The following is a 24,767-nucleotide window of genomic DNA, read 5'->3' as shown; positions in this document are numbered from 1 at the left end:
GCGCGTCCTAGCGCGACAGCGCGGCGTCCAGCGCGGCCAGCTGCGCGGGCGTGCCGACGTTCTCCCAGCGGCCCGCGAAGCGCTCGCCGGTGGCCAGGCCCGCCGCAATGGCCGCGCGGTAGAACGGCGTCATCGGCACCTTCTGCCCGGGCGCGATGCCGGCGAAGGTGCGCGTGTCGTACAGGCCGATATTGCCGAAGGTCAGGCGCGCAGCGCCCTCGGCCAGCGGCGCCTCGCCCGGCAGCGACAGCTTGCCATCGGCGCCGAGCGCGAAATCGCCCTCGGGGTGGAACGGCGGATTGGGCACCATCACCAGATGCATGCGCGGTTCGGGCGAGACCGCCATCGCCGCGGCGCGCGGCAGCAGCGCGCGGAAGTCGTAGTCGCAATAAATGTCGCCCGATACCGCGACGAAGATCTCGCCCTTGCCATCGCGGCCGGTGCCGTCGTCCGCACTGCCATCGCGGATCTCGCCATCGCCACCGGTGCCTTCCCGCAGCAGCGGCAGCGCCTGCGCGATGCCGCCCGCGGTTTCCAGCGCCTCGCCTTCCGCCGAATAGGCCAGCCGCACGCCGAAGCGGCTGCCGTCGCCGAGCGCCGCCTCGATCTGCTCGCCGAGCCAGGCGTGGTTGATGACGATCTCGGTCAGGCCGGCGCGGGCCAGCGCCTCGATGGTCCAGACGATCAGCGGCTTGCCTCCGACCTGCAGCAGCGGCTTCGGGCAGCCATCGGTCAGCGGGCGCATGCGCTCGCCGCGTCCGGCGGCGAAGATCATCGCTTTCAAATCAGGGTCTCCAGGACGAGCAGGGTGGCCATGCCGCCGGCGATGGTCCAGCCGATGCTGCGCGTGCGCGCGGCGATCACGATGGCCACCACGCCGGCGATCAGGCGGGCATTGTCGAGGCCGATGGCCAGCTGGCCATCGCGCATCAGCAGGTCGGGCGCGATCAGCGCCGACAGCATCGCCGCCGGCACGAACTGCAGCGCGGTGCGGAACCACGCCGGCAGACGCACCTTGCCTTCGACGGCGATAAAGGACAGGCGGATCAGATAGGTGGCCAGGCCCGCGGCCGCCATCACGCCCAGCAGCATCCACGGGCTCATGCGGCGCGCTCCTTGCCGGCGGGACCGCTCTGGCGCGGAAGCAGCAGCATGCCGACCGCGATGCCGCCCAGCGCCGCCGCCATCAGCCCGAGCTTGTGCGGCACGTTGAAGCACAGCACCGCCAGCACGCTGGCGGTTACCGCCGCGGCGATGTGCGAGCGGTGCTTCAGGCCGGGCACGATGATCGCGATGAAGGTCAGCGGCAGGAAGAAGTCCAGCGGCCAGTGGCGCGGCACCTGGGCGCCGACCAGCACGCCGGCCAGCGTCGACAGTTGCCAGCTGCTCCACAGCGCGAAGCCCGCGCCGAAGAAGTACCAGTGCCGGTAGCGCCGTTGCACCGGGTCGTCGCCGAGCCGCCGGGTCATCGCGGCAAAGGCCTCGTCGGTCAGCAGATAGGCGATCAGCGCCTTCCAGCGGCGCGGCAGATGCGCCAGCGCGGGAGCGATGGTGGCCGAGTAGAGCGCGTGGCGCAGATTGACCATCGCGACCGTGGTGGCGACGATCGCCGCCGGCGTGCCCGCCGCCCACAACTGCGTCAGGATCATCTGCGAGGCGCCGCCGAAGACGATCGCGCTCATCGCGCAGGCCAGCCACGCGGGCATGCCGGCGCCGACCGCCAGCACGCCGTAGATCAGGCCGAACGGCACCACGCCCAGCAGCATCGGCGCCAGCGCGCGCACGCCGGCCCACCATTCACCGCGCCGGGTCGGGCCGCTTTCCGCGTCCATCAGAAGGTATAGCCCGCCGGGCGCTCGACGCCTTCGAGCGTATCGAACAGCCGCACCAGCTTGCGCAGCTCGCCGTAGCGGCCGGCCACCGCGCGCGCGTACTTCAGCACCAGCGGCATGTTGGCCAGGTAGCCGTCCTTGCCGTCGCGATGGTAGAGGCGCGCGAAGATGCCGAGCACCTTCAGATGGCGCTGCAGACCCATCCATTCGAAGTCGCGATAGAACTCGCCGAAGTCGCCGGCCACCGGCAGGCCGGCCTTGCGGGCGCGCTCCCAGTAGCGGATCAGCCAGTCCAGCTGCAGCTCCTCGTCCCATTCGATATAGGCGTCGCGCCACAGCGAGACCGCATCGTAGGTGATCGGGCCGATCACCGCGTCCTGGAAGTCGAGGATGCCGGGGTTGCCGCCCTTGTCGTCCCCGTCGAGCACCATCAGGTTGCGCGAATGGTAGTCGCGGTGCACGTAGACCTGCGGCTGGGCCAGGTTGTTGGCGAGCAGGGTTTGCATGACCTCGCTCAGGTCCGCCTGCTGGCCGGCATCGAGTTCCACGCCCAGATGGCGCGCCACGTACCACTGCGGGAACAGGTCCAGCTCGCGCTGCAGCAGTTCGCGGTCGTAGGCGGGCAGCGCGCCCGGCCGGGTCGCGGCCTGGATCCTGACCAGCGCCGCGGCGGCGTCGCCGTACAGCGTGCGCGCGGTGGTGATGTCCAGCTTCGACAGATAGGTGGTGTTGCCAAGGTCCGCCAGCAGCAGGAAGCCCTGCGACAGGTCCTGCGCCAGCACGGTCGGCACCGTGACGCCGGCCTCGCCGAACAGCGCGGCGACATGGATGAAGGGGCGGCAGTCCTCGCGGGCGGGCGGGGCGTCCATCGCGATCACGGTCGGATGCGCGGGATTGTCGGTGCGCAGCCGGAAGTAGCGGCGGAAGCTGGCGTCGGCCGAAGCCGGTACGCAGGATTCGGGATCGATGGACCAATCCGGAGCGAGTCCGGACACCCACGCTTTGAGCTGGTCCTGGCGCGGGTCGAGGGGAAGTGCTGCCATGCCGGAAAGGGTCGATAAGTTGCCCCGTATAATACCCGACCAGACCCGGGCGCCGGGCGGCTCCCAGGTGGGCCGTCCTGTGCCTGGCAGCCTGTTTGGACGGTGGCTGCGGCGGTTCTGCGCAACCGTCCCGCCGTCCGACCGACGACCCGCTCGCATGACCGAACAACAACGATCACCGAATCACACCGCAATCCAGGCGCCGGGCCGCCAGCCCGGGCGCCGGCCAGTCCGGGCCCTGCGTCCGCTGGTGCTGGCCATGGCCGGCTGGTCGCTGGGCGCGCAGGCGCAAGGCCAGGCGGTCGGCTCGGCGATTCCCGCGCTGCCGGCGGCGGAGCCGACGGCCGAGGCAGCGGACCCGCGCCAGCCCCCGCGCCCCGGCGAACTGATCCCCTACCTGTCGGAGCCGGCCACCTGGCGCAGCGCCGAGGGCGATCCCAGCGCGCCCACCTATGTCTCCGGCGACAGCATGACCGGATACAACGAGCGCGGCCTGGAACTGCAGGGCAATGCCGAGCTGCGCAGCGACGGCGCCGTGATCAAGGCGGACAAGCTGACCTACGACCAGGACAGCGACGAGGCGCTGGCGACCGGCAACGTCCGGCTCTCGCGCGAAGGCACGCTGGCGGTCGGCCCCGAGGCCAGGCTGCGCGTCGAGGCCAACGAAGGCTACATGCTGTCGCCGGACTACTACTTCCAGCAGACCGGCGGCTCGGGCACGGCCGAGCGCATCGACTTCCTGACCAAGGACCAGAGCACCATCCAGCGCGCCACCTACACCACCTGTTCGCCCGACAACGCGGACTGGTACTTCAGCGCACGCCAGCTCGACCTGGACAGCGACCGCCAGGTCGGCACCGCGCACGGCGCCGTGCTGCGCTTCTTCGATGTGCCGATCCTGGCCGCGCCGGCGGTGACCTTCCCGCTGACCGACGAGCGCCGCAGCGGCTTCCTCGCACCGCTGATGGCCTACAGCTCCCGTTCGGGCTTCGACCTGACGGTGCCGTACTACTTCAATATCGCGCCGAACCGCGACCTGACGCTGTATCCGCGCGTGATGAGCGAACGCGGCGTGCAGCTCGGCGGCGACTTCCGCTATATCGGCAACGGCTATGCGGGGCGCATCCGCGGCGAGTTCCTGCCCAACGACCAGAAGACCAACTCGGACCGCTGGCTGTACTCGATCCAGCATAGCCAGAACCTGGCCAAGGGCCTGAACGCCTATGTGAACCTGAACCGGGTATCGGACGACCGCTATCCGGACGACCTGACGCGTACGGTCGCGCAGTCGACGCTGCGGCAGTACACGCAGGAGGGCGGGGTCACCTACAACTGGCAGGACTTCTCGCTGCTGGCGCGGGTGCAGACCTTCCAGACGCTGGCGCCGAGCCAGCCGACCTACGAGCGCGTGCCGCAGTTGAACGGCAAGTTCACGCGCTACAACTGGGGCGGCTTCGACGTGCAGGTCGAGGCCGACTACACGCGCTTCCGCATCCCGCTGACGAGCACCGGCTTCCAGCAGCCGCAGGGCGAGCGCGTCTTCATCCAGCCGTCGATCAGCTATCCGATCGTGCGCCCGGGCTGGTTCGTGACGCCCAAGGTCATGTTCAACGCGGCCCAGTACCAGATGGAGCCGTCGACCAACACGCCGGGCGCCAACAACACGCTGACGCGCTCGGTGCCGACCTTCAGCCTCGACGGCGGCATGACGTTCGAGCGCGACGCGCCGACCATCAGCCGGCTGTTCGGCACCAAGTACCTGCAGACGCTGGAACCGCGCCTGTTCTACGTCTACACGCCGTTCCGCGACCAGAGCGCGTTCCCGCTGTTCGATACGGTGCAGTCGGACTTCGGCTACGGGCAGATCTTCAGCGAGAACCCGTTCACCGGCTACGACCGCATCGCCGACAACAACAAGCTGACCGCGGGCGTGACCACCCGCCTGATCGAGTCCGAGACGGGTATCGAACGCTTCCGTGGTACGCTGGCGCAGCGCTTCGACTTCAGCGGCCAGCGCGTGCAGCTGACCGGCACGCTGGACGACGCCGAGCGGGGCTATTCCGATCTGCTGGCGGCCACCACGATCCAGCTGTTCCGCGGCTACTACATCAATGCCGGGATGCAGTACAACCCGGAAAACGACCGGGTGATCCAGTCGAACATCGCGTTCGCCTGGCGGCCCGAGGCGCGCAAGCTGCTGAACATCGGCTATCGCTACCGGCGCCCGACCGCGGTCACCGACAATACCGCGATCGACCAGTTCGAGATCTCGAGCCAGTGGCCGATCACGCGGCGGACCTACGGCATCGGGCGTGTCGCCTACGACATGAGCGCCAACCAGCTGGTCGATACGCTGCTGGGGCTCGAATACGCCGCCGACTGCTGGGTCGGCCGGATCGCCTACCAGCGTTTTCGCAATACCACGCAGGGCTACACCGGCCGGGTGTTTCTGCAGGTGGAGTTCCGCGGCCTGTCGAAGATCGGCTCCAATCCGCTGGATATCATGAGGTTGAACGTGCCGGGCTACGAGCCTGTCTCGGCCGCGCCGATCCCTCAGACCCAGTTCGACCATTACGAATGACAGACCATGATGAAGCGTCAAGCAGTTTCCGTATTTTCCGTTGCCGCGGCTTCGTCGCGGCGTTCGCGCGGCATCGTGCTGTCGGCATTGCTAGCCTGCGTGGCCGTTCCGGCGGCGGCGCAGCTCAAGGCACCCGGCGGGTCCGGCTCCACACCGCGCGCCACCGGCATCTTCGTGCCGCAAGGCTCGCAGGCCACGCCGCCGACCTCGCCCACCCAGCCGCGGCTGGGTTCGGGGCAGCGCACCGGCCGCTCGCAACTGGTCGACGAGGTGGTGGCGGTGGTCAACAACACCGTGATCACGCGGCGCGAGCTGCTCGATAGCGCCGACGAGATCGAGAACCAGCTGCGTACGGCCGGCCGTCCGATTCCGCCGCGGGAGGAACTGCTCGGCGACGTGCTGGAACGGCTGGTGATGGAGCGCGTGCAGACCCAGGCCGCGCAGGACGCCGGCATCCGCGTGACCGACCAGGAGGTCGACCGCGCGATCGAATCGGTCGCGCAGCAGAACCGCATCAGCGTGGCCGATCTGCGTGCGCAGGTCGACCGCAGCGGCATGACGTGGGACAAGTACCGCAGCGAGCTGCGCAAGCAGGTGCAGGTGATCCGGCTGCGCGAGCGCGAGGTCGATTCCAAGGTGCAGGTGTTCGACGGCGAGATCGACAACTATCTGGCCGCGCGCGCGGCACGCAGCGGTGCCGCCCCGACCGGCGAGCCGCAGTACGACGTCGCCCAGATCTTCGTGCGCGTGCCCGAGGGCGCCAGCGAGGCGCAGAAGGCGCAGCTGCGCGCCAAGGCGGAAGGGCTGCTGAAGCAGGCCCAGGGCGGCGCCGACTTCGCGCAGCTGGCACAGAACAATTCCGACGGCGCCGAAGGTCCCAAGGGCGGCTCGCTGGGCTACCGCGAAATCGGCCGCCTGCCGGCGCAGTTCGCCAACGCCGTGCTCGATCTGCAGCCGGGCAAGGTGGTGCCGGAGGTCGTCGAAAGCCCCGCCGGTTTCCATGTGCTCAAGCTCGCCGGCAAGCGCACCGCGCCTGCCGGCGGCGATGTCGCGCCGAGCCGCATCACGCAGACCCAGGTGCGCCATATCCTGATCCGCACCGGCCCCAACATGCCCGAGGCCGAGGCGCGCCGCCAGCTGTCCACGCTGCGTGAACGCATCCAGCACGGCACGCAGTTCGCCGATGTCGCCAAGCGCTATTCGCAGGACGGCTCGGCACAGAACGGCGGCGAGCTCGGCTGGGTGTCGCCCGGCGAGCTGGTCCCCGAGTTCGAGCAGGCGATGAACCGGCTGCGCCCGGGCGAGGTTTCCGAGCCGGTCACCAGCCAGTTCGGCGTGCACCTGATCCAGGTCGAAAACCGCCGCGAGGTCGAGGTGTCGCCGGAGAAGCAGCGCGACTTCGCCCGCGCCGAGGTGCGCGAGCAGAAGCTGCGCGCCGCCTACGAGGACTGGCTGCGCCAGCTGCGCGAGGCCGCCTATGTCGAATACCGGACCAATCGCGAGGCGTCCCGTTAAGGGACTCGCGAACGGACCGGCCATGGGACCCGCCACAGGACCCGCCACAGGACCCGCCATAGGACCTGCGATGGGACCCGCCAAGGGCTCCGTTTCGCGACCACGATGACCGCGCCGCCTGCCACACCCTCCGCCTCGCCCGCCCCGTCCGTCCCATCGCATCCGGCCGCGCCGCTGCCGATCGCGATCACGACCGGCGAGCCGGCCGGCATCGGGCCGGACATCACGATCCGCGCGGTGCTGGAGCTGGCCGGCGGGCAGGGCGGTCCGCGCTTCCATGTGCTGGGCGACGCGCGGCTGCTGGCCGAGCGGGCCGCGGCGCTCGGACTGGCGCAGGCGTGGCAGGCCAAGCTCGATGCGGGCGAGGCGGTGGTCGAAGATATTCCGCTGGCGGCCCCCTGCACGCCGGGCGTGCTCGACGCGCGCAACGGCCGCCATGTGCTGGCGCTGCTCGATGCGGCGCTGGCCGGCCTGCTGCCCCAACCAGGGCAGGCCGCCCGCTATGCGGCGGTGGTCACCGCACCGGTGCAGAAGAGCACCATCAATGACGCCGGCGTGCCGTTTACGGGCCATACCGAATATCTGGCCGAGCGGGCCGGCGTGTCGCGCGTGGTGATGATGCTGGCCGGCCCGCAGCCGGCGCATGCCAACGCGATGCTGCGGGTGGCGCTGGCCACCACCCATCTGCCGCTGCGCGCGGTGCCCGATGCGCTGGACGTGCCGATGCTGCTCGAGACGTTGACGATCGTCGACAACGATCTGCGGGGCCGCTTCGGCCTGACCCATCCCCGCATCTTGGTGACCGGCCTGAACCCGCACGCGGGCGAGAGCGGCCACCTCGGGCGCGAGGAGATCGACATCATCGCGCCGGCACTGGCGAAGGCGCGGGAGGCGGGCATCGACGCGCGCGGCCCCTATCCGGCCGACACGCTGTTCCAGCCCCGGCTGCTGCGCGATGCCGACTGCGTGCTGGCGATGTACCATGACCAGGGCCTGGCGCCGCTGAAATACGGCACCTTCGGCCATGGCGTCAATATCACGCTGGGCCTGCCGTTCATCCGCACCTCGGTCGACCACGGCACGGCGCTGGACCTGGCCGCCACGGGCCGCGCCGAGCACGGCAGCATGATCGAGGCGATCCGCTGCGCGATCGGGATGGTCGGCCATACCGGGCGGCGCCTGCACGGCGAGCCGCCGGCCGGACACTGAAGAGACATCGATGCGTTCCCCTGTTCACCAGGGCCATACGGCCCGCAAGCGATTCGGCCAGAACTTCCTGGTCGACGACAGCATCATCCATGGCATCGTCAATGCTATCGACCCGCAGGCCGGCGACCTCGTCGTCGAGATCGGTCCCGGCCTGGGCGCGCTGACCGAGCCGCTGCTGGAGCGCCTCGATCATCTGCACGTGATCGAGCTGGACCGCGATCTGGTCGAACGGCTGCGCCGCCGCCACGGCGACCGCATGACGATCCACGCCGGCGATGCGCTCGCCTTCGACTTCGACGAACTGAAGCAGCCCGGCCGCCCGCTGCGCATCGTCGGCAACCTGCCGTACAACATCTCCAGCCCGCTGCTGTTCCACCTGATGGAGTTCGCCGACCACGTGCGCGACCAGCATTTCATGCTGCAGAAGGAAGTGGTCGAGCGGATGGTCGCCGAGCCGGGCAGCAAGGCATTCGGGCGGCTGTCGATCATGCTGCAGGTGCGCTACCACATGGAGTACGTGCTCGACGTGCCGCCGGAGTCGTTCAACCCGCCGCCTAAGGTCGATTCGGCGGTGGTGCGGATGATTCCGTGGCCGCGCCATGAGGACGGCCGGCTGCGCTCGCCGTACGCCGCCTGCGACATGACCGTGCTGGGCGATCTCGTCACCGCCGCGTTCTCGCAGCGCCGCAAGGTGCTGCGCAACACGCTGTCGATGCTGCGCGATCATGTCGACTTCGACGCGATCGGCTTCGACCTGGGCCGCCGCGCCGAAGAGGTGCCGGTCGCCGAATACGTCGAGCTGGCCAATCGCATCGGCGGGTAAGGCGGCCCCGCCGTTGCCCTTGCGGGCTTCCTTTGCCGCTTCTTTCGCCGTCCCCTCCGCCGTCCCCTTCGCCGTTCGCTTTCCTCTGCCTTCCTTCCCGGTTCGCCGGCGGCCGCGGTCCAGCCGACCACCGCTGCAGCGCGCGAAAGAACCCCGCCCGAATGCTAAAGCCCGCCCTCCGGCGCGGATGAGAATCGCGCCGCGACAGGCCGAATGCCCCGTCGCCCGATCCCTCAACCGCAAAGGAGCGCGAGCATGCATGCACGCCTTACCACGACCCAGCCACCGCTGTTCCAGCCCGGCCCCGTGCCTGACGCCGTCCACCGTGCTGACCGCGGCGCCGGCGGCTCCGAAGCCGGCCGCGAACTGACGCTGGCGCTGCGGCGCCACGATGGGCCGGCGGTCCGCGAGTGGCTTGCCCGCGAGCCGACGGCGGTCGGCTGGCGCGACGAGCAGGGCAACACGCCCTTGCACACGGCGATCCGGTCGCGTTGCGAACCGGAGCTGATCAATACGCTGCTTGCCCATCGGGCCGATCCCGCCATCACCAACGGCGACGGCGATACCTGCATGCATCTGGCGCTGGGCATGCGCCCGACCATGCCGGCGGTGGTCCAGTCCTTGTTGGACCACGGGCGCTGGTTCGGCGGCGGCATCGGGCTCGGCGCGCTCGGCAAGCCGAACCGGCACGGCAGGACCGCGCTGGAGCTCGGCAGGGATGTGGGCGGCGCGCCGGCATCCGGCCATGCGGCGGTTCTGCCGGCGCTGGAGTCGGCGCTGGTGGAGTGGATGGAAGGGTTTCGCACCAGTGTGCTGGCCGCGATCGATGCCGACAATGCGGCCGCGGTGCGGCACCTGGTGACCACCGGCGGCTGGTGCCTCGATATGCCGCTGGCGGAAGAGCTGGATCTGTTGCAGCTGGCCTTGCGGTACGAGGCGCCGCGCGTGGCCTGCGACATCATCGACCTGGCCGCGGCGGTGGACAATCGCGTCGTGCTGGAACAGGCCAAAAGCCAGCTCGGCATGACGCCGTTGATGACAGCGGTAGCGCTCAAGGCCGGCGCGCCGTTCGCGCGCTTGCTGCTCCATGGCGTCCCCGTCGATGTCCAGGGGCCGTTCGGCCTCACGGCGCTGCATCTCGCCGCTGCGTCAGGTCAGCTGCATGCCGTGCGGCAGTTGGTGTCCTACGGCGCCCACCCGGACGCCCGCGACGAGACCGGCGCCACGCCGATCATGGCGGCAGCGTCGGCCGGACACCTGGACATCGTCAAGAGCCTGCGCGATGCCGGCGGCAACATCAACGGCCGCGATCGGCTGGGACGCACGCCGCTGATGTACGCGCACCTGGGCGACCAGCCGCTGGGCTTCATCTTGAAGATCATCATGGCGGGGGCGCGGACCGACATGGTGGATGGCGAGGGCCGGACCGTCAGGGACTATCAGCGCGAAAGCAATCTCCGTCGGGCGGCGGAGGGCAAGAGCACTTGCACCATCCTTTGAGGCCGCGGTGCGCCGCGCCGCGCCGACCGCGGCGCACCGCGGTACCGCGGCCCGGCGTGTCACCGCGTGCCCAGGGGCGCCGAGGCCCCGGGGCCGTCAAGGCCGGCTGGCGTCGCGCGTGGAGTTGCGCTCGATCAGCTCGATCTTGTAGCCGTCCGGGTCTTCGACGAAGGCGATCACCGTGGTGCCGCCCTTGACCGGGCCGGCCTCGCGCGTGACCTTGCCGCCCGCCGCGCGGATACGCTCGCAGGCGCCCGCGGCATCGTCCGTTTCCAGCGCGATATGGCCGTAGGCGGTACCCATCTCGTACTTGTCCACGCCATAGTTGTAGGTCAGCTCGAGCACCGCGGTCTCGCTCTCGGGGCCGTAGCCGACGAAGGCGAGCCGGTACTTGTATTCGGGATTGTCGCTCTCGCGCAGCAGCTGCATGCCGAGCACGCGGGTGTAGAAATCGATCGAGCGCTGCATGTCGCCGACACGGAGCATGGTGTGGAGGAGTCGCATGAATTGAAACCTTTGTGGGTCGTTTTATAGGCGAGGACGTAGTTTAGTCGCATTTGACCGGTGAAGCAGGGCGACGGTCCCTCCCCGCGGCCCCTTGCCGCCTCCCTTCGCCGGCGCAGCGGGATCCGGATGCGGAACCCGCGGCCGAGGCCCGGCCGCCGTCGAAACCCGACATGCGGGCGCCATGTGTTAAGCAAAGCTGACGCAGCCACCTAAGATGGGCGCCTTTCAAACGGCGGATCGGAGAGCGGCGATGGTGATGATGGTCCTTGCGCAAGGCAATCCCGGCGGCATGGGGCCTGCCGCGGCAAATGGGGAGCCGCGGCGTGCGGGCGCTGGCCCCGACGAACCCGTGTACTACGACCCCGCCGCGCATGGCGACGTGAAGGCCTTTGGCCGATCCCCGGCATTCCCGCGATTCCGCAAGCAGTGCGAGAAGGCGGCCGCCAGCATAGCGGCCTGCGCCATGGCCGAGGACCTCAATCATCCGCTGCGCGGCGCCATCCATGCACTGGTGGAAGATCTCTTCGGCGACGATGTCGATGGCCCCGGGGCGCGCTTCCAGCCGCATCTGGAGCTTGCCTATACCGTCGTCAAGCCGGCGCTGGAGCGGATCGCTGCGCGATTGCACGATCCCCGGGTCTGCATGCCGTTGCGTACGCGGGTGATGCTTGCCCTGGCCGACAGCGTGCCCAAGTGCGGGCCCGGCGCGATCAATGGCATCGCCATGGCCGCCCACAAGCTCGATCTCGCCTGCGACAGCTCGCTGGCCGGCAGGGCGAGGGCGATCTTCCACGATGTCATGACGGAGCAGCTGCTTCGGCTGGTACTGCGCCAGGGCCACCGCGGTTGGGACACGCACCGTTTGCAGGCTTGCCTGAACGCGCTGTCCGAATGGCTTGGCCAGCCCGTCGTCAAGGATCCATTCGTCGCCGACCGTCCGCTGGAGGACTCCGACCGGCAGGCGCTGGCGGCCATCACCGAACCGGCAGAGGTGGCGCGCTTGACCGGAGCGATGCTGGCCCAATTGGCCGACGAGTATATGGAGGCCCTCAAGACGCGTATCGGCGCGGAGCATCCATTGTGGTCCGGGCAGGCGATTTCCGAGTCCGCCGTCGCGGCGGAGATCATGCCCCTGCTCGAAGACGATGCGCTGCTGCGCGACTTCGGATCCATCGAACTGGGGTCGCTGTTGCGCGAGCTCGGGCCCGACGAGCCCGGCGGCGGGTATCAGCTGTGTCCTGACCGGTCCCTGCTGCAATGGAACCTGGCGCGGACGCTGCGCGACATCGGTGTCCTGACCGGCGTGAAGTCCGACGTGTTGCGCCAGTGGAGCGAAGCGCCGCTGCAACGCGGCGGGCGGCCGCGCGACATGCAGTTGCATCGCTTCGCCGACGTCTTCTGGATCGAGAGCGTCCATGACGACCATGCCGTGCGTCTGCTGGAGCCGAGCGATCTGTGCCACCTCTACGAAGGCATGCGCATGCTTCCGGGACCGTTCGATGCGGAAGATTTCCTGCGGCACGCCGGCAACCTGCTGCGCCGAGCGGACGCCGCGCCGGACGGCGCCATCGTCGACGCATTGGGCGATTGCGTCGCCGCGGTTGCCGAGGGCGCCGAAGGCGATCCGGCCGGCGCCGAGGGGCTTGACCCCATCATCGAGGCGCTCAGGCGTTCGCCGCAAGCGTTCACGCAGTTCCAGCAACGGCTTGTCTCGGCGATGGCGTCGATGGCAGCGATGGCGCCGATGGCGGCCAGCGAGCCGGCGCCGGCTTCCACCGCATCACGCTGGCTCGCCTTGGCGCTGCGCTACCGCCTGCCGTTGCTGGCTTGCGCGGCGCAGCGGCGAAGCGCGCCAGAGGGCGATTGGCAACACGTGCGCCGCAATCCAGCCCGCTCGCCATTGCTCGGGGCCGCGAAGACCGGCGACGTCGCGATGCTGGCCGGGTTGATGGCCGGAGGAGCGCAGCTCGCGCCGGTGGCCTACGAAGCGATCGAGTTGGCCCGGCGCAGCGGCCATCCCGAGGCGGCAGACTTCGTGCAGGCGACGCTGGACGCGCAGGCGCAGACGATCGCCGCGATTCGCGCCGGCAGGCTCGATGCCGTGCAGGCCGCGCTGCCGGACACGCCGGGGCCGCACTTCCGGGACCTGAGCGGCGATCCGCCATTGAAGCATGCGATCGAGAAGGGGCAGTACGCCATCGCGGCATGGCTGATCGAACAAGGGGCCGATCCCAACGCAATGACAGCACACCGTGTGCCGCTGCTGTCCCTGGCGATCGCGCGCGGGGACATCGCCATGGTCGGCTTGCTGCTGCAGCACGCCGCCCGCGATGCCGGTCCGCGCCTGCACGCCATGCTGGACGAGGCCATCCGCGCGGCCTGCCAGGCACCGGACGACGTCGCCGTCGAGTTGTGCCGCCTGCTGCTGGCCGTCTCGCCCGCATGGTTGGCATCCCGCCAGCGGGACAGCTTGCCGTGGCAAGCGATCGAAACGGCGATCCGTACTGGCCGCCACAAGCTGCTCGCGTACCTGATCCAGTCGCCTCTGGCCGTGGCGGCGAGATGGCAATGCTCGGGCGAGTCCTTGTTGCATCAGGCAAGTACGCTGGCCGATTCGGAATCGGCCTACCACCTGACGCGCATCCTGCTCGATGCCGGTTGCCGCTGGGCACCGGATGGCCGGCTGGCCAAGGCCTCCATGGACGCCGCCATCCGCGGCCGCAATGTGCCGCTGTGGACGTTGATGCTGCCCCATTGCAGCCAGGCACAGCGGATCGATGCCCTGACGGCGGTATGGCGGCTCGACCCTTGCACACCGCTGCTCGTACCCATTCTCGACACGCTCTCCCCCGAGCGCGCCGGATCCTGGCCCGAAGCGTCGATCGATGCGATTCTCGACAGCGCAATCGTCGCCGGCGGGGGCGACCGCCTGGCGGCGTGGCTCGCGCAACCGCCATTCGCCAAGGCCTATCCGGCCTGGTTGCGCGGCGCGTGGGAGCGCGCGATCAGCGCGGACAGCGGCCGGATGATGAGGCGCTTGCTGGCGCTGCCGGCGCGCGATGGCATCTCCCCGGCCGCCGCGATCCCCTGGGACTGGCTGCGGAACCCGGCCAATGCGGTGTTCGCGTCCAGGTTGGTCGCCTGCCTGTGGCAGTGGCGCGGGGCCCTTGGCAATGACGGCGCCGCGGCGCTGGAGGAGCTCGCCTTCCGTGTCCGGCCGATCGACTGGGTCCAACAGCACGCCGCGACGCAGGAGACCGCCGATCGTGCGTTGATGGCGGTGCTGGGCGCAGTGCACACCGATGTGCAGGTCCTGCGCATGCTGCACTGGCCGCAGGTCAAGCCGCGAGCGCGCCATTTGGTGATGGCGCTGCGATCGCATCGCAACGAAATCGCCAAGGCTATATGGCATCGCCTGGACGAACAGGACCGTGCCGAGGTGCTAAGGGAACTGCCCGGCATGATTCGCGACGACTATCGGGCCGACAACGAGGACTGGCGCCGGCTCGCGCGGTGGTGGATCGAGCAAGGCGGCCATGCCGACATACCGGTCGATCACCGCGGAGGCGCGACGTTGCTCGTTGCCGCCGTCGAGTGCGGCGATGTCGAACTGGTGCGCGCCTGCCTCGAGCATGGGGACTCGCTGCTGGCCCCGCTTGCCGACGGCCGGACCGCGCTCGATGTCGTGGCCGCCGAGGGCTCTCCGGAAGTGGCCGCCGCGGTGGTTGCCGGGATGAGGGCCGACCGGATCGGCGCCATCGTGAACCGTGGCGCCGGAACGATCCGAGCCTTGATCGCGTGTCTGCAGCGGGTGGAGGCGATACACGGCTTCGATCCGAAACGATGGGATGCCCTGGCCCGGCGCGACGCCGTCGTTGTCGACCTGGTGGACTGCCTCGCCAGCGGTCCTCGGACCGCTGCAAAGCGCTTGATCGAACCGTTGGCGCCCCAGCTGCTGGCGCTGGCCCTGTGCTGTCCGGCAGCGGTCGTCGATCGGCTGGAAAAAGCCACCGGGATATCGGTTGGCGGCAAGGCGGGACAGCGCCTGCTGCGCGACGCGGCGAGCGTCGGCGACTGGAACCGGATCGTCAAGGCGCTCAGGGCAGGCGCGCAATGGCATGACCCGCGGGAAGCGCGCGAGCTGCTCGGCAAGGCCATCGCCGACAACGCCATCGAGGTGGGACGCGACATGGATCTGCTGCTCGGCAAGCTGCGGGAAAAGGCCAGGGCGCGCAATCCGTTCAGCCGCCTGATTGCATTCCTGCGCCATGGACGCGATGCCTGGATCAACACGCCGTTGGCCAGCGGGGAAACGCTGCGTTCGCTGGCGGAGCGCTGGAGGCGGGACGGTTGGCTGTCGCAGTTGCGCCAATGCGGCGCAGCCAGTCGCGACAAGACGGTGGGGCTCGCCTCCGCCTAGCGCGGGGGCGGCGCCAGCGCGGCGAGCGGCAGCGGTAGGGCCAGCGGTAGGGCCAGCGGTAGGGCCAGCGGTGGGGCCAGCGGTGGGGCCAGCGGTGGGGCCAGCGGTAGGGCCAGCGGTGGGGGCAGCGGTAGGGCCAGCGGTGGGGGCAGCGACAGCGACAGCCGGGGCGCCGCTTCAGAACGCCGGCAGGGCTTCCGGCGGATGGCTGCGCAACTGCGCGCGGGCGTCGCGGAACTCTGGGAAGATCGACGCCACCGTGTCCCAGAAACGCGGGCTGTGGTTCATTTCCTTCAGATGCGCCAGCTCGTGCGCGGCCACATAGTCGATCACCGACAGCGGGAAATGCATCAGCCGCCAGCTCAGGCGGATCTTGCCGTCCGAGGTGCAGCTGCCCCAGCGCGTATTGGCCGAACTCAGCGCGAAGGCGCGGTGGCGCACGCCGAGCTTTTCCGCATAGATATCGAGCCGTTCGGCCAGCAGGCGCTTGGCCTGGTGCTGCAGCCAGGCTTGCACGCGGTCCTTGATCTGTTGCTCGTCGGCCTGCTCCGGCAGCGCCAGATGCAGCACGCGTGCCTCGCCATCGAACAGCAGCGTACCGGTCGGCGAATCAAGGCGCAGCGTGATGGGTTTCCCGAGGAAGGGCAGGGTCGCGCCGTCGCGCCACTGCACCGCGGGCAGCACGCGCTGCGCGTCGCGCTGCTGCCATTCGGCAAGCTTGCCGAAGATCCAGCGCTGCTTCTCGGCGATAGCTGCCTCGATGTCGGCGATCGTGACCCAGCGCGGCGCCGTGATCGACAGCCCGCGGTCATCGATGACGAAACCGATGGTGCGCCGGGACGAACGCTTCAGCGTGTAGTGGAGCGGACGTTCGCCGAGCCGCAGCAGCCGGGCGTTGGGCTGGGGCGCCGGCCAGGGTGCCGTGGCAGGGCCGGCCGACGTGGTGCCATCGAGCGCGCTGGCCGCCGGCCGCGCGACGGACGTGCCGGCGCCGGAATCCATCAACGGCAGTTCCATCTGGCCGTCCGCGGGTTCCGGGGCGCGGCGTGCCGGCTTCATGCAGGCTGCCCTCGCAGGTAGCTCTCCGGATCGATGCGGCGCATGTCGCGCTCGATCCATTGCTCGACTTCCTGGTTCAGCATGTCGGCGGTCTTGTGCGCCGACGACAGCGGCGGGCCGATCGAGATCGTGATGGTGCCGGGGTACTTCAGGAACGAGTTGCGCGGCCACAGGCGGCCCGAGTTGACCGCGATCGGAATTACCGAGGCGCCGGTCTCGACCGCCAGGCGTGCCCCGCCGCTCTTGTAGCGCGGGTTTTCCATGCCGGCGGGGGTGCGGGTGCCTTCGGGGAACATGATGATCCACGCGCCTTCGGCGAGCCGCTCGCGGCCCTGGCGCACGGCCGAGGCGAAGGCGCGCGAACCGTCCTTGCGGTTGATATGGACCATCTTCAGCATGCCGAGCGCCCAGCCGAAGAACGGCACGAACAGCAGCTCGCGCTTGAAGACGAAGCACAGCGGCTTGGGCATCGTCGCCACCAGCGCCACGGTCTCCCACGCCGACTGGTGCTTGGACAGCAGCACCACCGGCTTGTCGATCATGGCCTGCAGATGCTCGCCGCCTTCGATGCGGTAGCGGATGCCGCAGATCAGCCAGGCGGCGCCGATCACCAGCTTGGGCCACCCGCGCACGAAGCGATAGCGCCGGTTGGCGCTCATGAAGGGGAAGGCCAGGAAGCAGGCACAGGCATAGGGAGGCGTCAGTACCAGCAGGTACAACGCGAACAGCAGGGAGCGTAGAAAGATCATCGAGGGTTCGTCGAGTCAACCGGTGACGTGGCGGATGGCGAAGCGGCCGTGCCCGCGTGCGATGCCGCGGCGCCGTGGCGCGCGCCTTCGCCTTCGAGCAGCCAGCGCGAGAACGCGCGCAGATCGTCGTGGACCAGCGTGCCGGGCGGCAGGCCGCCCTTGGCCAGCGTGGCTTCGCCCTTGCCGGTGCGCACCAGATGCGGCGTGCAGCCGAAGGCGACGCCCGCCTGCAGGTCGCGCAGCGAATCACCGACGATCGGCACGCCGCGCAGCTCGATGCCGAAGCGTTGCGCCGCCTGCTGGATCAGGCCGGGTTTGGGCTTGCGGCAGTCGCAATCGTCCGCCGCGGTGTGCGGGCAGAAGAAGATCGCCTCGACGCGGCCGCCGAGGCGGGCCAGCGCCTTGTACATCTTCTCGTGCATCGCGTTGAGCGCGCTCATCTCGAACAGGCCGCGGCCGATGCCCGACTGGTTGCTGGCGACCACGACGCGGTAGCCGGCCTCGTTCAGCGCGGCGATCGCTTCCAGGCTGCCGGGGATCGGAATCCATTCGTCCGGCGTCTTGATGAACTGGTCGCTGTCGACGTTGATGACCCCATCGCGGTCCAGAATCACGAATTTGGGCGGTGTCTGCGGCATGGCGGCGCTTCGGTAACGGGTACGGTCGATGCTGCTGGTTCTGCTGGTCGTGCTGCGGGCGCGGGTCAAGCGGCCAGCTTCGAGATGTCGGCGACGCGGTTGGCCAGCGCGTGCAGCGAGGCCAGCAGGGCCAGGCGGTTGGCGCGCAGCCCTGCGTCCTCGGCCATCACCATCACGCCGTCGAAGAAGCGGTCCACCGCCTCGCGCAGCCGGGCCAGGTCGCGCAGCGCGGCGGTGAAGTCGCCGCGTGCGAACGCCGCCTCGACCCCGGGCCGCACGCTGTCGATGGCGGCATGCAGGGCGCCTTCGGCATCCTCCTGGAACAGCGCGGGGGCGACCTCGCCGACGGCCTCGGTATTCTTGCGCAGGATGTTGGTGATGCGCTTGTTGGCGGCCGCCAGCGCGGCCGCCTCGGGCAGCGCGGCGAAGGTGCGCACCGCCTCCATGCGGCCGAGGATGTCGTCGAGCCGCTGCGGGCGCAGGCTGACCACCGCCTCGACCTCGTTGGTGGTGTAGCCCTTGTCCTTCAGGTAGCCGCGCAGGCGGTCGTACAGGAAGTCGGTGATGTCCTCGCGCGCGGGCTTGACCGCCGGCACGCCGGCGAAGGCCTGCTCGGTCAGCGCCAGCAGCGCGTCGATGCCCAGCGGCAGCGGCGTCTCGACCAGCATGCGCAGGATGCCCAGCGCATGGCGGCGCAGCGCGAACGGGTCCTTCTCGCCGGTCGGCTGCAGGCCGATGCCCCAGATGCCGACGAGCGTCTCCAGCTTGTCCGCCAGCGCCACCGCGATGCTGACGGCGTTCGAAGGCAGCGCATCGCCGGCAAAGCGCGGACGGTAGTGTTCGGAGCAGGCCAGCGCGACTTCCTCGGCCTCGTCGTCGTGGCGGGCGTAGTAGGTCCCCATCGTGCCCTGCAGTTCGGGGAATTCGCCCACCATATCGGTCAGCAGGTCGGCCTTGGCCAGTTCCGCGCCGCGCATCGCGGCCGCCTTGTCGACCGGCACGCCGGCCCTGGCCAGCGCATCGGCGATATGGCCGGCGATCTGCTGCAGCCGCTGCACGCGGTCCAGCTGCGTGCCGATCTTGTTGTGATAGACCACGTTGGCCAGCTGCGGCACGCGCGAGGCCAGCGTCTTCTTGCGGTCCTGGTCGAAGAAGAACTTGGCGTCGGCCAGGCGCGGGCGCACCACGCGCTCGTTGCCGCCGATGATCGACTGCGGCGTGTCGGTGGCCAGGTTCGACACGATCAGGAAGCGGTTGCGCAGTTGGCCGTTGGCGTCGGTCAGCGCGAAGTACTTCTGGTTGGTCTGCATCGTCAGGATCAGGCATTCCTGCGGCACGGCGAGGAAGGCCTCCTCGAAATGGCAGGCGTAGACCACCGGCCATTCGACCAGCGCGTTGACCTCGTCGAGCAGCGCGTCCGGCATGATCACGCGGTCCGCGCCGGCGGCGGCCAGCAGCTGCTCGCGGATGCGCTCGCGCCGCTGCGCGTAGCTGGCCAGCACCTTGCCCTGGTTCTCGAGCACGGCGGCGTAGCGCTCGGCGTGCGCGATCTCGATCTCGCCCTCGGACAGGAAGCGGTGGCCCAGCGTGCGGTTGCCCGCGGCCAGCCCGAGCACCGAGACGGGCACGACCTTGTCGCCGTGCAGCGCGATCAGCCGGTGGGCCGGGCGCACGAAGTTGACCGTGCTGCCGTCCGGGCGCTGGTAGCTCATCACTTTCGGAATCGGCAGCTTGCCGATGGTGTCGTCCAGCGCGGCCTGCAGGCCGTCGGCCAGCACCGCGCCGCGCGCGGTGTAGCGGTAGAACAGCGCCTCGGCCTTGCCGTCGGAGGCACGCTCCAGCGTCTGCCAGTCGATCGCCTCGACGCCGACCGACTTCGCCAGCGCGGCCAGCTTCTTGGCCAGCGGCGCGGTCGGCTCGCCGGCGGCGTCCAGCGCCACCGACACCGGCAGCACCTTCTCGCGCTGCTCGCGGTCCGGCGCGCTGGCGCGCACGCCGCTGATCAGCGCGGCCAGGCGGCGCGGCGTGGCGTACGGCGTTACCGTGCTGCCGTCATCGAGCAGGCCGCGTTCGGCGAGGCCGGCGAACAGGCCCTGGGCAAAGGCCTCGCCCAGGCGCGCCAGCGCCTTCGGCGGCAGCTCTTCGGTGAACAGTTCGATCAGCAGCGAATCGGTCAGGGGTTGCGACATGAATCGGTTCCAACGGTTTGTGGCGCACGCCGGCATCGGCGGCGCCGGAAGGGTTCAGCGGTGCTCAACAGCGCGGTTCGACGCCGGACAGCAGCCATAGCCCGTGCTGCTGGCGAAACTGCAGCGTGGTCGAGCGGCACGCGGACTGCGCATTGCCGGCCAGCTTCTCGCTGTTGGCGGAGAAGCGCGCGTACAGGCGGTGATGGCGGCGATCGTAGCGGATCTCGTCGATGCGGCCGCCGATCCAGAAATCGATCCGCGGCGGCAGTTGCGAGGCCGAATGATAGGTCCGCACCAGGCGCCGTTGCCGGCCGTTGCGGTGCACGGTCTCGACCCAGGTCAGCGGATAGCGGATCGCGCTCTCGTAGGCGCGCAGCGGCACGCGCCGCCAGCCCAGGTCCCTGGAGCCGGACAGGTCGCAGGACATCGAGCGCACCAGCTGCGTCCACTGGTCGATCGCATTGGCGGGCGGCTGCAGATGCTTGTTGATGGCCTGCTGCAGCGCCTGCGAATCGCCTTCGCAGACATTGGCCTGCTCGGCCGAGGGGTAGAGCACCTGCGAGGCCTGGGCATAGGCCGACGGCACGATGGCGTGCGCGCCGCCCGCGGCGGCCACCGCCAGCGCGCAGCACAGCGCACGGCGTGCCATCGAATTCATGCGGCGGCCTCGACGGAGGGCCTGGCGGCCGTCGACGCGTCGCTCGCGGCGTTGGCACCGGCCGGTCCGCACATCGGGAAGCCCAGCGCCTCGCGCGATTCGTAGTAGGCCTGCGCGACCAGCCGCGACAGGTTGCGGATGCGGCCGATATAGGCGGCGCGCTCGGTCACCGAGATCGCGCCGCGCGCGTCCAGCAGGTTGAAGGTGTGGGCGGCCTTGAGCACCTGTTCATAGGCCGGCAGCGCCAGCCTGACGCCCGCCGCCTCGGCCGCGTCACCGTCCGCGCCGACGCCCATCAGCCGCTTGGCCTCGCCCTCGTGCTCGGCGAAATGGCGGAACAGGATCTCGGTATTGCTCTGCTCGAAGTTGTAGGTCGACTGCTCGACCTCGTTCTGGTGATAGACGTCGCCGTAGGTCAGGCGGCGGGTCTTACCGTTCTCCTCCCACTCGGTCCAGACCAGGTCGTAGACGTTTTCGACGCCCTGCAGATACATCGCCAGGCGCTCGATGCCGTAGGTGATCTCGCCTGTGATCGGCTTGCAGTCGATGCCGCCGACCTGCTGGAAGTAGGTGAACTGGGTCACCTCCATGCCGTTGAGCCAGACCTCCCAGCCCAGGCCCCAGGCGCCGAGCGTCGGGTTTTCCCAGTCGTCCTCGACGAAGCGGATGTCGTTCTGCTTCAGGTCCAGGCCCAGCGCCTCGAGCGAGCCCAGGTAGAGCTCGAGGATGTTCTCCGGCGCGGGCTTGAGCACCACCTGGTACTGGTAGTAGTGCTGCAGCCGGTTCGGGTTCTCGCCGTAGCGGCCGTCCTTGGGGCGGCGCGACGGTTGCACATAGGCGGCGCGCCACGGCTCGGGGCCGATCGCGCGCAGGAAGGTATGCACGTGCGAGGTACCGGCGCCAACCTCCAGATCGATGGGTTGCAACAGCGCGCATCCTTGCCGGTCCCAGTAGGACTGCAAGGTCAGGATCATTTGTTGGAAGGTCAGCATAACGAAGACGACGGATCGCGGAGAGTTGGCCCGGCGGCGGGCCACCGAAGCGGAAGCGGGCAGGGGACGGCGGCCGGGCTGGCCGGTCCCGCCGTTGCCAAACCCAGAATTCTAGCGGGTTTTTGCCCGGCAGCCGCCGAAGGGAAGGGGGAGGCAGGTGGGCGAGGACTTCGGGTAAATCCCGAGGGCGCTCAAGTTCCGGAAGGGCCTGCCGTTATCGATTTTTGTATACATTATTGAAAAGCTGTTCGACAGAGGCAGCGGACGGCGCCCCGCGGTGACCGTCGGCGCCAACAACGGGGACAAACATCATGTCGTTTCTCTCGCGCAAACCCTATCGGGTCGCCCTGGCAGTGATGGCGGCCGCCGCCGCGGTATCGATCGTGGCGGGCGTGATCCACTGAGGTTGGACCGCCAGGGCTGAGCACCGGCTCGGCCTCGGCACAGGCTCAGGCGCCGCCGCTCCGGCCACGGTCCTGGGCCGACGGCGCGCGCCAGGCCACCACCAGCAGCACCAGCAGGCAGCCGAGCACCGCCGGCACATTGCCGACCCGCACATAGGGCGTCAGCCCGCTTGTGCCCTGTACCTGCGCGCTCAGCGTGCCGGTGGTGAAGGTCGCCAGCCGCGCCGGCACGCTGCCGTCCGGGGCCACCACCGCCGTCATGCCGGTATTGGTCGAGCGCAGCATCGGCCGGCGCGTTTCCAGCGCGCGCATGCGGGAGATCTGCAGGTGCTGGTCCAGCGCGATGGTGTCGCCGAACCAGGCCAGGTTGGTGACGTTGACCAGCACATTGGCCGGCTGCGGCTGGCCGCGCAGCGTGCGCGCGATTTCCTCGCCGAACAGATCCTCGTAGCAGATATTGGGCGCCACCATGACGCCGCGCACCGGCAGCGGCGCCTGCGCCAGGTCGCCGCGGCGGAAGTCGCCCAGCGGCATCTTCATCATGTCGACGAACCAGCGGAAGCCCCAGGGGATGAACTCGCCGAAGGGCACCAGGTGGTGCTTGTCGTAGCGGTACAGGCCCTGCATCTCGGGGCCGATGCCGAACACGCTGTTGGTGAAGTCGATCGGCGAGTCGGCGCCCGCCGCGCCGAACAGCAGCGCGGTGCCGGTGCCGGTGCTGAACTGCCGCAGCGCCAGCGCGATCTCCGGCGGCATGTCCTGCAGGATCAGCGGAAACGCGGTCTCGGGCGTGACCACCAGGTCGGCCGGGGCGGCGGTGATCATGTCCCGGTACAGCGCGTTCGAGCGGGCGATGCCGGCCGCTTCGAACTTGATGTCCTGCGGCACGTTGCCCTGCAGCAGCCGCACCGACAGCGGCTTGCCGACCGGTTCGGTCCAGGCGCGGCCCGCCAGCAGCCAGCCGGCGCCGAGCACGGCCGCCAGTCCGAGCGGGACCGCGAGCCTTGCCCACAGCGTCGCCGACAGGGTCGCTGACAGGGTCGCCGACGGCGCGGCGGCACGCTCGCCCTGCGGCAATCCGGGCGATTCCGCCGATCCCGGGCGGGCGACGCGCGCCAGCGCCGCCAGCCAGGCCGCGCAGACGGCGGCCAGCGCGCCGATGCCGTAGACGCCCAGCAGCGGCGCGTAGCCGGCCAGCGGACCGTCGGTGTGCGCGTAACCGCTGCCCAGCCACGGAAAACCGGTGAAGATCACGCCGCGCAGCCATTCGGTCAGGCCCCAGGCCGCGCCGAATGCCAGCGGCGCGGCCAGCAGGCCGAACCAGCCGGCGCGCCGGGCCGGATCGAAGCGCCGCGGCGCGGTGGCGCGATGCCAGGCGGCGGCCGCCAGCGCGGGGTAGAGCGCGAGGTAGGCCGAGAACAGCAGCACCGCGAGCGCGGCCATCCAGGCCGGCATCTCGCCGTAGACGTGCATGCTGATATAGAGCCACCAGATGCCGGACAGGAACCAGCCCAGCCCGAAGGCGTAGCCAAGCGCGGCGGCATCGCGCGCGCGGCGGGTGTCGAACAGCAGCGCGGCCAGTCCCGCCAGCGCCAGCAGCTGCAGCCACCACCAGTCCCGCGGCGCGAAGGCCTGGGTATGGGCGACGCCGAGCACGCCGGCCAGCAATAGATGGCCCCAGCGCGCGCGGCGGTGGGTGTCGCTCAGCGGTGTTTCGAGTTCGGCAGCGGCGGCGCCGTTCCAGCCCTGCGCCAGCCGCTTCATGCGTTGGCCACGGCGTCGGTGAGCGCGGGCGCTTCACGCCGGACCAGCAGCAGGTGCAGCTGGCGCGCATCGGCGCGCAGCACCTCGAAGCGCAGCGGCGGCAGCGTGATGATTTCCCCGCGGTGCGGCACGTGGCCGACATGGTTGGTCAGCAGGCCGCCGACCGTATCGACGTCGTCGTCGGGGAACTGGGTGCCGAAGGCCTCGTTGAACTGCTCGATCTCGGTCAGCCCGTGCACGCGCCAGCTGCCGTCGGGCAGCGGCACGATATTGTCGTCATCTTCGTCGAGATCGAATTCGTCCTCGATGTCGCCGACGATCTGTTCCAGCACGTCCTCGATGGTGACCAGCCCGGCGACACCGCCGTACTCGTCGACCACGATCGCGATGTGATTGCGGTTGTTGCGGAATTCGCGCAGCAGGATGTTCAGGCGCTTGGACTCGGGGATGAAGACCGCCGGCCGCAGCATCTCGCGCAGGTCGAAGTCGCTGTCGGTGTAGTAGCGCAGCAGGTCCTTGGCGAGCAGGATGCCGATGATGTTGTCGCGGCTGCCTTCGTAGACCGGAAAGCGCGAGTGCGCGGTCTCCTGCATGAAGGGGATGAAGGCTTCCGGCGCATCGGCGATATTGACCGCGTCCATCTGGGCGCGCGGCACCATGATGTCGCGCGCGGTCAATTCCGAGACCTGGAACACGCCTTCGATCATCGAGAGCGACTCGGCGTCGATCAGATTGCGGGCGTGGGCGTCCTGGAGGACTTCGAGCAATTCTGCCCGCGATTCGGGCTCGGGAGAAATCAGATCGCTCAGTCGTTCGAGCAGGGACCGGGGCCGGTCGACTGGTTTCGAACTAGGGTAAGGGTCGTTCATGGCGCAAGTTGCGCG

At 69.6% G+C, this 24,767-nt stretch carries 19 protein-coding genes; 6 read left to right on the top strand and 13 right to left on the bottom strand.

What is annotated here, in order from left to right; genetic code table 11:
* Nucleotides 1-7: 7 nt before the first annotated feature.
* From KZ686_RS15635 to KZ686_RS15620, 4 genes are read right to left on the bottom strand one after another with little or no spacing between them, the layout of a single operon-like run.
* Nucleotides 8-784 carry a nucleotidyltransferase family protein gene (locus tag KZ686_RS15635; protein ID WP_265632765.1) on the bottom strand — a complete coding sequence of 259 codons (777 nt, stop codon included), beginning with the start codon at nt 782-784 and terminating at the stop codon, nt 8-10.
* Nucleotides 781-1,104: an AzlD domain-containing protein gene (locus tag KZ686_RS15630; protein ID WP_149316783.1), complete on the bottom strand. Its 324-nt coding sequence runs from the start codon at nt 1,102-1,104 to the stop codon at nt 781-783. The genes KZ686_RS15635 and KZ686_RS15630 overlap by 4 nt, the downstream gene beginning before the upstream one ends.
* Nucleotides 1,101-1,832 (bottom strand): AzlC family ABC transporter permease, encoded by a 732-nt coding sequence (locus KZ686_RS15625; RefSeq protein WP_265632764.1) that lies wholly within the window; start codon nt 1,830-1,832, stop codon nt 1,101-1,103. Before KZ686_RS15625 ends, KZ686_RS15630 begins: the two co-directional genes overlap by 4 nt.
* Entirely contained in the window at nt 1,832-2,875 is a 1,044-nt protein-coding gene (locus KZ686_RS15620) for an aminoglycoside phosphotransferase family protein (protein ID WP_149316785.1), read from the bottom strand. The genes KZ686_RS15625 and KZ686_RS15620 overlap by 1 nt, the downstream gene beginning before the upstream one ends.
* 157 nt (nt 2,876-3,032) lie before the next feature.
* Between KZ686_RS15620 and KZ686_RS15615 the strand changes: the two genes are divergently transcribed.
* From KZ686_RS15615 to KZ686_RS15595, 5 genes are all read left to right on the top strand, one after another.
* Nucleotides 3,033-5,456, top strand: coding sequence for an LPS-assembly protein LptD (locus KZ686_RS15615; RefSeq protein ID WP_149316786.1), 2,424 nt, complete (start codon nt 3,033-3,035; stop codon nt 5,454-5,456).
* A 9-nt stretch (nt 5,457-5,465) separates the two neighbouring features.
* Complete coding sequence (locus KZ686_RS15610; RefSeq protein WP_149317091.1) at nt 5,466-6,971, top strand: peptidylprolyl isomerase; 1,506 nt, start codon at nt 5,466-5,468, stop codon at nt 6,969-6,971.
* A 105-nt stretch (nt 6,972-7,076) separates the two neighbouring features.
* On the top strand, nt 7,077-8,180 hold the full coding sequence (pdxA, locus tag KZ686_RS15605; protein WP_265632763.1) for a 4-hydroxythreonine-4-phosphate dehydrogenase PdxA: 1,104 nt from the start codon (nt 7,077-7,079) through the stop codon (nt 8,178-8,180).
* 10 nt (nt 8,181-8,190) lie between these two features.
* A complete protein-coding gene (rsmA, locus tag KZ686_RS15600; protein WP_149316787.1) occupies nt 8,191-9,003 on the top strand; it encodes a 16S rRNA (adenine(1518)-N(6)/adenine(1519)-N(6))-dimethyltransferase RsmA in 813 nt (270 codons plus the stop codon).
* Between the two features lie 255 nt (nt 9,004-9,258).
* Entirely contained in the window at nt 9,259-10,503 is a 1,245-nt protein-coding gene (locus tag KZ686_RS15595) for an ankyrin repeat domain-containing protein (protein WP_265632762.1), read from the top strand.
* Between the two features lie 96 nt (nt 10,504-10,599).
* Here KZ686_RS15595 and gloA read toward each other — a convergent pair whose 3' ends face one another.
* Nucleotides 10,600-11,007 carry a lactoylglutathione lyase gene (gloA, locus tag KZ686_RS15590; RefSeq protein WP_149316789.1) on the bottom strand — a complete coding sequence of 136 codons (408 nt, stop codon included), beginning with the start codon at nt 11,005-11,007 and terminating at the stop codon, nt 10,600-10,602.
* 253 nt (nt 11,008-11,260) lie between these two features.
* Here gloA and KZ686_RS15585 point away from each other — a divergent pair, with 253 nt between their 5' ends.
* On the top strand, nt 11,261-15,430 hold the full coding sequence (locus tag KZ686_RS15585) for an ankyrin repeat domain-containing protein (protein ID WP_265632761.1): 4,170 nt from the start codon (nt 11,261-11,263) through the stop codon (nt 15,428-15,430).
* 177 nt (nt 15,431-15,607) lie between these two features.
* On the opposite strand, the gene KZ686_RS15580 is transcribed toward KZ686_RS15585, so the two are convergent.
* From KZ686_RS15580 to KZ686_RS15545, 8 genes are all read right to left on the bottom strand, one after another.
* Nucleotides 15,608-16,489: a M48 family metallopeptidase gene (locus KZ686_RS15580; RefSeq protein ID WP_407648496.1), complete on the bottom strand. Its 882-nt coding sequence runs from the start codon at nt 16,487-16,489 to the stop codon at nt 15,608-15,610.
* Nucleotides 16,486-17,238, bottom strand: coding sequence for a lysophospholipid acyltransferase family protein (locus KZ686_RS15575; protein ID WP_006579167.1), 753 nt, complete (start codon nt 17,236-17,238; stop codon nt 16,486-16,488). The genes KZ686_RS15580 and KZ686_RS15575 overlap by 4 nt, the downstream gene beginning before the upstream one ends.
* Nucleotides 17,235-17,876, bottom strand: coding sequence for a D-glycero-beta-D-manno-heptose 1,7-bisphosphate 7-phosphatase (gene gmhB, locus KZ686_RS15570; protein WP_265632759.1), 642 nt, complete (start codon nt 17,874-17,876; stop codon nt 17,235-17,237). Before gmhB ends, KZ686_RS15575 begins: the two co-directional genes overlap by 4 nt.
* A 65-nt stretch (nt 17,877-17,941) precedes the next feature.
* Nucleotides 17,942-20,065: a glycine--tRNA ligase subunit beta gene (glyS, locus tag KZ686_RS15565; RefSeq protein WP_149316793.1), complete on the bottom strand. Its 2,124-nt coding sequence runs from the start codon at nt 20,063-20,065 to the stop codon at nt 17,942-17,944.
* Nucleotides 20,066-20,129: 64 nt separating this feature from the next.
* On the bottom strand, nt 20,130-20,723 hold the full coding sequence (locus KZ686_RS15560; protein WP_149316794.1) for a hypothetical protein: 594 nt from the start codon (nt 20,721-20,723) through the stop codon (nt 20,130-20,132).
* Nucleotides 20,720-21,715, bottom strand: a complete 996-nt coding sequence (gene glyQ / locus KZ686_RS15555) for a glycine--tRNA ligase subunit alpha (RefSeq protein WP_265632758.1) — start codon at nt 21,713-21,715, stop codon at nt 20,720-20,722. Before glyQ ends, KZ686_RS15560 begins: the two co-directional genes overlap by 4 nt.
* A gap of 449 nt (nt 21,716-22,164) precedes the next feature.
* Nucleotides 22,165-23,883 (bottom strand): apolipoprotein N-acyltransferase, encoded by a 1,719-nt coding sequence (gene lnt / locus KZ686_RS15550; protein ID WP_265632757.1) that lies wholly within the window; start codon nt 23,881-23,883, stop codon nt 22,165-22,167.
* Nucleotides 23,880-24,752 (bottom strand): HlyC/CorC family transporter, encoded by an 873-nt coding sequence (locus tag KZ686_RS15545; RefSeq protein ID WP_149316797.1) that lies wholly within the window; start codon nt 24,750-24,752, stop codon nt 23,880-23,882. The genes lnt and KZ686_RS15545 overlap by 4 nt, the downstream gene beginning before the upstream one ends.
* Nucleotides 24,753-24,767 lie beyond the last annotated feature (15 nt).

Origin of the sequence: Cupriavidus cauae, from assembly GCF_026210475.1 — a bacterium.
Classification (GTDB): Bacteria; Pseudomonadota; Gammaproteobacteria; order Burkholderiales; family Burkholderiaceae; genus Cupriavidus; species Cupriavidus cauae.
Note: the sequence above shows the minus strand (reverse complement) of the source record. Positions and strands in the feature narration are given on the sequence as shown.